The sequence below is a fragment of the Acidimicrobiales bacterium genome, assembly GCA_040219085.1.
GTDB lineage: Bacteria > Actinomycetota > Acidimicrobiia > Acidimicrobiales > JAVJTC01 > JAVJTC01.
In genome coordinates this window covers 1-11,099 of record JAVJTC010000005.1, presented here as the reverse complement: position 1 = coordinate 11,099, position 11,099 = coordinate 1, and the positions used below count along the sequence as shown (strand labels likewise).

Below are 11,099 nucleotides of genomic sequence, written 5' to 3'. Positions count from 1 at the left end.
TGCTGCCAACCGCCGCGGGGGAACATGAGGCGATGACGTCGGGTGGAGGCCTCCCTGTGCTGCGGACCGGGTCACGGGCCACGGCGATCGTGGCGATCGTCGTCGCCATGGCAATCGTCGGAACGGCCGGCACGGCGGCGGAGCTGGCCCCGGACGCGCTCGGCTCGATCGCCACGTCCTCGTGGCGGGCGGTCCTGGGCGGGGCGTGTCTCCTGGTGGTCACGGTCGGGTCCGGCCGGTCGCTGCACGTGCCGCGGGGCCACAGAGTCCATGTTGTCGTCGCCGGCGCCGCGGTGGCTGTCAACCAGGTCGCGTTCATCGGCGCCGTGGACCGCGCCGGCGTCGCCGTCGGGACGTTGGTGACCGTCGCGACCATCCCGCTCGCGTCCGGACTCGCCGACCGCATCGTCGGTGGTCTCGTCCCCCGGTGGACGTGGTTCGTCGGCGTGGCCGTGTCGCTCGCCGGCGTCGGGTCGTTGACCGGGACCGGCGCGGACGTCGACGCGGCGGGGGTCGCGCTCGGAGTCCTGGCGGGTGCGATGGTGCCGGTGTTCGGGATCGTCGCGCAGCGGGCGATGGACGCGATGGCTCCGGTTGCCGCGATGGCCGTCGTCTTCGCCGGGGGTGGCGTCGTCCTCGCACCTTTCGCCGTCGCAACGGCACCCGAGGCTTTCGACACCGCCGGCTCGACGGTGGCGGTGGTCTACCTCGGCGTGGTGACGATCGGGCTGATCGTCGTCATCTGGTCCTACGCGCTGGCGCGCATCGCGGTCAGCGACTTCGCGGCGGTCACGCCTGTCGAACCGGCCGTGGCAGCAGTGTTGTCCGTCTCCGTCCTCGACGAGGACCTGACCGTCGGGCTTGTCGTCGGGGTCGTTCTCGTCGTCGCGGGTGTGGCGGTGAGCGCCGTCGGTGCGGCCCGCTCCGTCGCGTCGGCCCCGCAGGCGCCAGCGGGCGGGTGAGCGCTGGCATCGTCGTCTGGTGAACTCTCGTAGCCGCCGCAGGGACAGACAGCTTCTGGACTCACCGTGCAGGAGATCAGTCTAGTGTCGTGAGAGAAGCTCCTATAGATGTCACAGCGGCGGCGTACCGGGGACCGATGACGTTTGACGACTTTTTCGCACTAGCGCTCGGCGAAAGCGACGCCCGGCCGTTTCCACATCAGCGCGTACTGGCCGAAGAGGGTCTCCCGACGGTCTTCACCGCGCCCACCGGCTCCGGAAAAACGGAGGCGGCTGTGCTCGGTCATCTCTATCGCCGATACCAACGCGAGGAGGATGTGCAGACCCAGACGCCACGTTGGTTGGTGCTTGCGCTCCCGACGCGGGGCCTCGTCGAGCAGACCGTCATGAGGGTCCGGCGATGGGTCGCCAACCTCGGACTTGCGACACACGTTTACACCGTGATGGGCGGGGAGTCCTGGGACGACCGTGCATGGCGGATGGCCCCGCGTGACGACGCCGTGTTCATCGGGACGGTCGACATGTTGTTGTCGAGGGCGCTGAACCGCGGATATGCCGACTCCCGCTGGTCGTGGCCGATCTCGTTCGGGTTGTTCAACAACGGGACGCAGTGGGTCTTCGACGAGGTCCAGCAGATGGAGCTGGCCGCTGTGAACAGCCGTCAGCTCCAGGCGTTCCGGGACACGATGGGGACGATCCTCCCCACGCGGTCGATGTGGATGTCGGCGACCCTCGACAGGGCACTCCTCGAGACCGTCGATGCTCCGGCGATCGATCGACACGTCGACGCTCTCGCTCTCGACGGTGCGAGCGACGAGCTCCTCCGCCGTGTCGACGCAACCAAGACCGTGCGCGAGCTGCCGGTCACCGATCGCAAGAAGCCGGAGCGATCCCTTGCTGCGCACGCGCTCGAACGCCACCGTGCCGGGACGCTGTCGCTGGTCGTGTGCAACACCGTCGAGCGGGCCCAACACGTGTACAGCGCGGTCGAGGCGCTGGACGGATCTCAGGAGACCGTCTTGTTGCACCGCAGGTTCCGACCGCCCGAACGCCGCGACCACACCGAGTCGGCCCTTGCCCCCGTGGATGCCTCCGGGCCCGGGCGCATCGTGGTGTCGACCCAGGTGCTCGAGGCGGGCGTCGACGTCGACGCGGCGACGATGATCACCGAGCTCGCGCCATGGCCGTCGATCGTCCAGCGGGCGGGGCGATGCAACCGGGCTGGGCGTGTGGATGCCGCCGAGCTGTGGTGGGTGGACCTCGACGATCGTGACGCCCTCCCCTACGAGCAATCGGACCTCGACGGGGCGCGAATCACTCTCCGGGAACTGGAGGGCTCGACGGTGTCTCCGCGGACTCTCGGCGATCTCGGGCCGCCGCCGCAGCGGCGAGTCCATCACGTGTTGCGCCGCCGGGACCTCGTCGAACTCTTCGATACGAGTCCGGATCTCTCGGGTGATCCCCTCGACGTAAGCCAATTCATCCGCGACGGCGACGAGCGTGATGTCCACGTCGCGTGGCGCGCCGAGCCGGAGCCGTCGATGCCGTCGCCCGATACCGACGAGCTGTGTCCCGTCTCCATCGGCGAGTTCCGCAAGTGGCTGGCGGGCTCCGATCATCGGCCGCTGGCCGTGGACCCTCGGGCGAGCAGTGGCGTGTGGCAGCCCGCCCGAGCCGGTGATGTCCGACCCGGGCAGGTCGTCGTCGTGGACGTCGCCCGAGGCGGCTACGACCCGGCAATCGGATGGTCACGGCGCAACAAGGTGCCGGTGGTTCCCGTGGAGGCCGAGACCGAAGCAACCGGCTTCGGTGACGACGAGTCTCTGGAGGCCGAGCCCGCCTCGACCATCGGCATCTGGTACGGGCTGAGCGATCACCTCGTCGACGTCGATCGTGTCGCATCCGAGATTGTGGATGTCCTCGCGCCCGATCTGACTGATGATCTGCGCTCCGCCTGCGTGGCGGCCGCGGCACTGCACGACCTCGGCAAGGCACATGAGGTCTGGCAGGGTGCGGCTCGCGAAGCGGGCGGGGAGGATTCACCAGCCCCGCCGGGTCTGGTGGCGAAGACTCCGGGGCGAGGCCGGCTTCGGTTCGCCCAGCCTCACTTCCGACACGAACTCGCATCGCTCGTGGCCCTGCGCGGTCACGCGGCCGGTCTCCTCGACGGTCTCGTCGAGGCCGACCTGTGCTGCTACCTGGTTGCGGCTCACCACGGGCGGGTCCGCCTGTCGGTCCGCAGCGTGCCAGGTGAGCGGAGCCGCGACGGTCGACCGGTGATGCTCGGCGTGGTCGATGGCTCGCCGCTACCCACGGTGGAGACCCCGAGCGGCACGTCGCCTGAGGGGGCTCTGGAGCTCGTCGAGACAGCGGCAGCGTGGACGAGAGCGGCCGTCGCGCTCAGGGACAGGAGCGATCTTGGACCGTTCCGGGTCGCCTTCCTCGAAGCGGTGGTCCGCCTCGCCGACTGGGGAGCCAGCCGGATGATCGTCGGAGGTGAGACAGCGTGACCGTCATCCGCCTCGACGGCTGTGCCACCGAGCCGCTTCTCTCGTACCTCTCAGCATTCGGCGTGTTGAGCGCCGTTTCCGAACAACTCGATCCCGATGCCGCCGGCTGGTGGCACCAGGCGCGGTTCCACGTGGAGCTCACCGACGCGGACCGTGAGGGTTTCGTCGACTTCTTTGCCGACACCTACCGGCCCCTTCCCATCATCTCGCCGTGGAACAGCCGTGGTGGCTTTCGGCTCGATCGTCTCCAGACGAGCGAGAAGCGGGTCGCCTCGATCGAAGAGTCCGACCTTCCGCGTCTCGAGCCATATCGGCGGGCCATCCGGGCGGCGCGGGAGGTCTGGCTCGAGGCAGAGCACCTCGGGCTGATCGGCGGTGGGTCCGTTGGCGCCCGTGACAAGGCCGAGTTCGTGAAGCTCTGTCGAGGCCGTCTGCCCGACGAAGCCCTGGGATGGCTTGACACGGCGGTCGTGATCCTCGGCGACGACGAGAAGTACCCCGATCTCCTCGGTGGAACGGGCGGAAATCTCGGCAGCGGTGATCTCTCCTCGAACGCCCACGACGCCGCGTGGTGGCTGTGCTCGGAGAGCGACGTGCGCGACCATGTCCGCCACGCACTCTTCGGTGAGGGCGCGCCGAAGCTCAGGGAGCTTCTCGTCGGCCAGTTCGACCCGGCCGGTGCCGGGGGAGTGAACATGGGCCCGTCGAGCTCGATTGTGAACCCGGTCTCGTTTCTTCTTGCTCTCGAAGGTGCGTCGCTGTTCGCCTCGGGCGTCGCTCGCCGTCTCGATGGCTCGAAGGCGGCTGCGGTGCCTTTCACCGTTCGTGTCTCCGACGGAGTCGCGCCGACGGCCGCCGATCGTGAGAACGTGCGCTCGGAGCTGTGGCTCCCGGAGTGGTCCCGGCCGATGACGTCTCCGGAGGTGCGCGTGATGCTCGCCGAGGGACGGGCACAGTGGTCCGGCTCACAGAGCACCTCCACACTCGACTTCGCCCGTGCTGCGGCGTCGCTTGGCGTCGACCGTAGCGTGACGGCGTTCACGCGCTATCTCATTGCCGAGCGCCATGGGCAGGCCAACCTCGCCGTGCCCGTCGGTAGGTTCTCTACGGGCGAACGACGGAGTGTGGAGCTGACCGCCGCGATCGACCCGTTCCTCCGCTCCGTCGAGCGGGTCTCGAATCCCACCCAGGCCGTGAAGGGTGCGGCGAACGTCGCTCGCCGTCGGATCTTCGACGTCGCCCAGCGGGACACCACCGACAACGCGCGCGGGCTGCTGTCGGCGCTGTTCACCCTCGAGCGTGCCGTCGGTCGATCCCAATCGGCAAGAGAAACCGTGACCCGTCCGGTCCAGGGCCTTCGCGCCGTGGATTGGCTGGATCTTCTGGACGATGCAACGCCGGAGTTCCGGGTCGCTCGGGCGATCGCGTCGCTCCGGGACCGCACCTGGGCGCCCGAACGCGGGGCTCAGGCCCGCGAGGTCTCGACCATGAGCGTCTTGTGCCGTCCGGTCGAGCGTGACGGCTGGCGCCGCGCCACCGGTGCCTCACCATCAGGTGTGGATGTGCTCGTGTGGTCGGATCATCCGATCATCGTCGACCTGGCCGCGCGGGATGTTCGGGCGGCCATCCGGGACGGGTGGCGTGTACGGAGCGTGCGCTGCGCCCAGCATCCGATCGCCCACGACGGTGGCGCGCCCGAGGAGGGGGACGTGCTCCCTTCACCGGGCCTCGACGTCGCCTTCGACGGGTCCGTCACGTGCGGCTTGGCTGATGTCATCGCATTCGGTGCGCGCGAGCTCGACGATCACCTCATCCGTGAGTGGTTGGAGGCGCTCGTCATGCTCGACTGGACCGACGCCGAGCGCGGGATCTCAGCTCCCGCGACCACCGCGGATGAAATCGGCGTTCCGCTCGGTCCGGCGTTCGCGACGACCGTCCCCTTCTTCAGCAGGGTGACAGTTCGCGTCGGGGGCGAGGGTGCCATCGACCGCTCCGTGCGGTTCCGTCCGACCGGAAGCCACGTCATGGCTGTTGCGCGCGGCGATGTGATGACTGCCACCCGCCTCGCTGTTGCCCGGCTGCGCCAGTTCGGCCTCGGTGTCCCTGTAGGGATCGAGCCGGCCGGCACCGACACCGGTCCTTTCGACGCGGCGCTCGTACCTATGTCGCCGCGCGACACCAGCCGGTCCATGCGTTCGATCGATCCGCCCCATCCGTCAACGTTCTCCCCCCGATCCGAGGAGCTGTCATGACACTGCGCCGTTCGTTCACGATCGAGCTCGTTCCCCACCCTTCGCCGCGGTTCCAGCCGACCGGGTTCCCGGACCTCGGCGCGGCCCGGTTCGAGGCATGGGACGGCGAGGCCGGTGGCTGGACCGAGTGCATCCTCGTCGAATCCCCGCAATCGATGGCGAACCGCCTGGAGGCGGTCGGTTGGATCGACGACGGAGACCGCTCCCGGCCGGCGCCCGCCCTCGATGCTCTCCCGTACGTGCGCGTCGAGGCCGATGACGGTTCGTTCCTCGCATCCAGTCGCACCGAGGCCCACCGTCTCGCGTCGGCGTACGTACTCGACGCGACCGAGGACGGCGAGACGATGAAGGAGGCCCTGCCCGACGAGCTCGGGCTTGAATCCGATCGTCCCCTCGACCACGCCGACTTCTCCCGGCGTCTCTTCAGGATCGACCCGCTCTGCCTTCTCCACGGGGTCTTCTTCGCCCAGAAGTCGTGGAGCGCGCAGCCCAAGGTCGCAAGGGCGGTCACCGCTGCGATCGATGCGATCGATGTCCGTGAGGCTCACTCGGGAGGTGTCAAGTTCGACCAGGTGTCGAACAGGGTTCGTGATGGCGCCGGGACAGCGGAGGGGTACGGCACCGTGCCGCATCACCGCACGGAGTTCACGGCACGCCGAGTGGTGTTGCGATACAGCCTCGACCGAGGCCAGCTCGCCTCGTACCGGCTGAGTGAGGAGGCGACGGATCTGCTCGAGGCCGTCGCGAACTGGGAGCTCGCGTCACTGCTCGACGCGGGTCTCCGCCTGCGCACCGCCTGCGACTTCGACCTGAAGGACGCGGTCGTCATCGACGACGACGGCACGGAGCTCGCCCCGCCAGCTGAGCACGCGGCTCGGATCGCAGCACTCGCCAGCGCCTGCCCGGAGCTCGAGTCCGTCGAGCCCGTCCGTACCGTGGTGTGGGCGGCGAAGAAGAAGTCGAAGAAGTGACGGTCTCGATCGAGATCCGGTTTCCCTGGGGGCGCGTGCATGCGACCCCGTGGGGGCGTCACACCAACGAAGGGGCGGTGGAGTGGCCTCCTTCGCCCCGTCGGATCCTGCGGGCTCTCTACGCCGTGTGGAAGACCCGCCATCCCGGGCTCGATGAGGACACCGTCCACTCCCTGCTCGACAGGTTGACCGTGCCGCCCGAGTACGGCGCCGACGAGGTGCGCTACGGGTCGACGCGTCACTACCTCGCTGCGGACGCCCACACGGCGGGAAACTACGACCGCAACCTTGCGCTCGACGGGTTCATCAGTTGCCGGCCGGATCGAGGTCTCATCGTCTCATGGGACGTCGACCTCGACGGTGCGGAGTCCGAGATCTTCGGGCAGCTCGTCGGATCGATCGGGTTCCTCGGGCGCGCGGAATCGATCTGCGACGCACGCCTCACGGATCAGAGCGTGGCAGAGCGCTCGATTCGATGGCGGCCTCTCACCTCCGTCGACGGCGAGGCGAGTGATCCCACCTACCTCTTGGCTGCGACCGCGCCGCTCGACGTCGACGCGCTGGTCGCGACGCCGTCCTCAGTGCGTTCCTCGAAGCGGCTCCAGCCGGCCAGCGTCATCGCGATTCCATACGCCTCGAACGCCACTGCCGGGGCGGCTGCCGCGAGGCCGTCTCGCCGACCCCTGAGGGTTCCGACCGCGGTCCGCTACCTCCTCGACGGCCCGGCGCTGCCACATCGATATCAGAGCCTCGCCGTGGCACATGTGCTCCGTCAGGCAGCGCTCAAGGTCGGTCCGGACCGTTCCGCGACGCTGTCGGGTCGCGGCTCTGACATAGGCAAGCGGGTGGATCAACACCGACACGCCCACTACCTCGTCTTCTCCTCGACCGGAGAGATGGTCGACACTGCCGTCCTCTGGGCACCGGAGGGACTCGATCCCGATCACGTCCGGGGACTCGTGTCCCTCGAAGCGTTGTGGTCCGACCACCTGAAGGAGGTGCCCACCGTACGGGCCATCGTCGAGGGCGTCGGCGACGTCAGCGTGGTCGCTCCGGAGCTGTGCGCACCCTCGAAGGTCTGGCGGACGTCGACTCCGTTCGTGATCACCCGCTACCCCAAGGACGCCCGTGGCTGGGAGGCGAACGTCGCCGAGCAGGTTCGCGCCGAGGTGGAGCGCCGCGGTCTTCCTGCCGCCGACGTGGACGTTGACCAGGATCCGAGCTGGCGTAGGTTCCGACGTCACCGTCCCGACGGGCGGTCGATGCGCAGTGCCCGGCCCGCCCGTCACGTGACGATTCGCTTCGCTTCGCCCATCGGGGGGCCGATCTGTCTCGGATCTCTCGCCCATTTCTCCCTCGGGCTGTTCGTCCCGGTGACGTAGGGAAACCGATGGGTACGATCCCTGAGCTCGTCCCGGCGCGGATGGTGAACGAGTTCGCCTACTGCCCGCGGTTGTTCTTCCTCGAATGGGTTCAGGCCCGTTGGGCCGACAACCGGGACACAGTCGAGGGCCGCTGGCACCACCGGGCTGTCGACCGGGAGGGCGGCCGCGTCCCGTCGCCCGACGATGACGACGACATCCGTCGTGCTCGCTCGGTCCTGTTGTCGTCCGACGAACTCGGCCTGGTCGCGCGGGTTGACGTGATCGAAGGCGACGCCGACGGCCATGTGATCCCCGTGGACACCAAGAGAGGTCATCCACCCGACACGCCCGCGGGTGCCTGGGAACCCGAACGGGTCCAGGTGTGTGTGCAGGGCCTGCTGCTTCGCGATGCCGGATACCGCTGCGACCAAGGCGTCCTCTATTTCGCGGGCGCCCGGCGCCGCGTCGTCGTCGATTTCGACGACGAACTCGTCGATCGGACGCTCGGGCTACTGCAGGAACTACGAGCCGTTGCCGCAACCGATTCAGCGCCACCGCCGCTGGTGGACAGCCCCAAGTGTCCGCGGTGTTCGCTCGTGGGGATCTGCCTGCCCGACGAGACGAACATGCTGTCGGCGCGTTCGGAGGCGAGGCCGCGGCGACTGATGCCGGCTGCGTCCGCGGCCCGGCCGCTCTACGTGACCGAGCAGGGCGTGTACGTCGGCAAGAAGGGGGGCCGGCTCGAGGTCCGAGAGGACGGCGACGTTGTCGCGTCGGTGCGGCTGATCGACGTGTCCCAGGTGTCGGTCTTCGGCAACATCCAGGTCGGGACCCAGGCAATTCGCGAGCTGTTCGCCCGGGAGATCCCCGTCTGTTGGTTCAGCTACGGCGGGTGGTTCGCAGGGATCGCGGAAGGGCTGCCGTCCAAGCACGTCGAGCTGCGGCGGCGCCAGGTGATCGTGGCGGGCCAGGGCGGACTGGAGATCGCGCGGATCGTGGTCGAAGGCAAGATCCGTAACCAACGCACGTTCCTCCGGCGGAATAGCCGAGATCGCGATGACAGGGTTCTCGATCAGCTCCGGGACCTTGCGTCAGAGGCTGGTGACGCCGTGTCGGTTCCGTCGTTGCTCGGGATCGAGGGGACGGCTGCCCGTCTCTACTTCGATCACTTCCCGCGGATGCTGAGGCCGGAGGCGACGTTGCCCGGCGCGCCGTTCCGCTTCGACGGTAGGAACCGACGCCCACCGCTGGATGCCGTCAACTGTCTTCTTGGCTACTGCTATTCGCTGCTCGTCAAGGACCTGACGGTGACGGCGCTGGCTGTCGGTTTCGACCCGTACCTCGGTTTCTACCACCGCCCGCGATTCGGTCGGCCAGCGCTCGCGCTGGACCTCGCCGAGGAGTTCCGGTCTCTCGTTGCGGACTCGGTCGTCCTGCAGGTGATCAACAACGGTGAGGTCGGGGAGAGCGACTTCGTCGTTCGTGCCGGTGGTGTGGGACTCACGTCGGGCGGTCGCAAGGCGGTGCTCGCTGCGTACGAGCGGCGCCTCGATCACGAGATCCGCCACCCGGTATTCGGCTATCGCATCACCTATCGGCGTGTGTTCGAAGTGCAGGCCAGACTCCTGGCTGCGCACCTGCTGGGCGAGGTGCCCGAGTACGTGACGTTCGTAACGAGGTGACATGGCGGATCGGACCAGGTTCCTTGTCGCCTACGACATCCGCGACGACGGGCGGCTGCGCCAGGTGGCGAAGTGCGTCGAGGGGTACGGAAACCGGCTCCAGTACTCGGTGTTCCTGTGTGACCTGTCGGCGGTCGAGATGTTGCGGCTCCGGACAGAGTTACGCGACGTGATCGATCATCGGGTCGACAGCATTGCGTTCGTGGAACTCGGCTCTCCCGACAGCCGGGGCCGGCACTGTTTCGACTTCATGGGAATGCGTCCGCAGCTCCCGCGAACCGGGGGGCCGACGATCGTGTGACGGATGACGAGCGCTCGGGTGAAGCGCCGAACCCGGGGAGCGCTCGTCCGCTGGTCACGAGGTATCAGCAGCTTGACAACCGACCTGTTCGAGATCTACGAAGGACGCTGCCGTACAGCGCTCGCAGGTTGCGGAAAAACCCCAGGTCACGGGCCCCGAATGCCGCGAGCCCTCTCCCGTCCCTTCGGGGACGGGCTCCATTGCGGCGACGCAGAGCGTGTCGGTGATCCACCACCTGTTCGCCGGCTCTCCCGTCCCTTCGGGGACGGGCTCCATTGCGGCGGCTGCAACCACAGACGCCCCGTTTCGGGCAGCGGCAGCTCTCCCGTCCCTTCGGGGACGGGCTCCATTGCGGCGCGGTACAGCCATCGTGCCCACAGGCGCAGCGTCGAGCTCTCCCGTCCCTTCGGGGACGGGCTCCATTGCGGCACATCGCAGACGGTCCGGAAGAACGAGATGTGGCCGCTCTCCCGTCCCTTCGGGGACGGGCTCCATTGCGGCTAGGTGATGACTTCGGCGAGGAGCGGCTCGCCGCGGGGCTCTCCCGTCCCTTCGGGGACGGGCTCCATTGCGGCAAAGCCGCGGGTCTGTCTGTGGTGAACGCGACGGTCACCTCTCCCGTCCCTTCGGGGACGGGCTCCATTGCGGCGATTGGATACCCACCAAGCAGGCGGAACTCGTTGGGACTCGCCCGTCCCTTCGGGGACGGGCTCCATGGCGGCGACAGGACAGCCAACGCCGCGCCGGGTATGTCGCCGCTCTCCCGTCCCTTCGGGGACGGGCTCCATTGCGGCACGGCGTTCCCGTTCGACGGCACGTTTAGCGTCCTGCATCTCTCCCGTCCCTTCGGGGACGGGCTCCATTGCGGCGACGAAAGGATTGACCACCATGACCACCACCGAGAGCTCTCCCGTCCCTTCGGGGACGGGCTCCATTGCGGCGCGACATGGAGGCCCGCGGCTGGTGGGCGACGCTGCGCTCTCCCGTCCCTTCGGGGACGGGCTCCATTGCGGCACGGTGACAGTCACCGCGGCACGCCCCGACTGCACAGCTCTCC

The 11,099-nt window shown here is 68.4% G+C and carries 7 protein-coding genes and 1 CRISPR repeat array; all 7 genes read left to right on the top strand.

Going from position 1 to position 11,099, the window contains the following annotated elements; translation table 11 throughout:
* The first annotated feature begins 32 nt into the window (after nucleotides 1-32).
* On the top strand, nucleotides 33-962 hold the full coding sequence (locus tag RIE08_02225) for an EamA family transporter (GenBank protein ID MEQ8716404.1): 930 nt from the start codon (nucleotides 33-35) through the stop codon (nucleotides 960-962).
* A 137-nt stretch (nucleotides 963-1,099) separates the two neighbouring features.
* Nucleotides 1,100-3,472, top strand: coding sequence for a CRISPR-associated helicase Cas3' (gene cas3, locus RIE08_02220; GenBank protein ID MEQ8716403.1), 2,373 nt, complete (start codon nucleotides 1,100-1,102; stop codon nucleotides 3,470-3,472).
* Complete coding sequence (gene csx17 / locus RIE08_02215; protein MEQ8716402.1) at nucleotides 3,469-5,724, top strand: type I-U CRISPR-associated protein Csx17; 2,256 nt, start codon at nucleotides 3,469-3,471, stop codon at nucleotides 5,722-5,724. The genes cas3 and csx17 overlap by 4 nt, the downstream gene beginning before the upstream one ends.
* The gene (cas7u, locus tag RIE08_02210) at nucleotides 5,721-6,695 is read left to right on the top strand and encodes a type I-U CRISPR-associated RAMP protein Csb1/Cas7u (protein ID MEQ8716401.1); all 975 of its coding nucleotides are present in this window, start codon (nucleotides 5,721-5,723) and stop codon (nucleotides 6,693-6,695) included. The genes csx17 and cas7u overlap by 4 nt, the downstream gene beginning before the upstream one ends.
* Complete coding sequence (gene csb2, locus RIE08_02205; GenBank protein ID MEQ8716400.1) at nucleotides 6,665-8,077, top strand: type I-U CRISPR-associated protein Csb2; 1,413 nt, start codon at nucleotides 6,665-6,667, stop codon at nucleotides 8,075-8,077. The genes cas7u and csb2 overlap by 31 nt, the downstream gene beginning before the upstream one ends.
* 8 nt (nucleotides 8,078-8,085) lie before the next feature.
* Nucleotides 8,086-9,741 carry a CRISPR-associated endonuclease Cas1 gene (cas1, locus tag RIE08_02200; protein MEQ8716399.1) on the top strand — a complete coding sequence of 552 codons (1,656 nt, stop codon included), beginning with the start codon at nucleotides 8,086-8,088 and terminating at the stop codon, nucleotides 9,739-9,741.
* Nucleotide 9,742: 1 nt separating this feature from the next.
* Nucleotides 9,743-10,042, top strand: coding sequence for a CRISPR-associated endonuclease Cas2 (cas2, locus tag RIE08_02195; GenBank protein ID MEQ8716398.1), 300 nt, complete (start codon nucleotides 9,743-9,745; stop codon nucleotides 10,040-10,042).
* Nucleotides 10,043-10,213: 171 nt separating this feature from the next.
* Nucleotides 10,214-11,056: direct repeats of the CRISPR family, unit length 36 nt; unit sequence CTCTCCCGTCCCTTCGGGGACGGGCTCCATTGCGGC.
* Nucleotides 11,057-11,099: the final 43 nt, after the last annotated feature.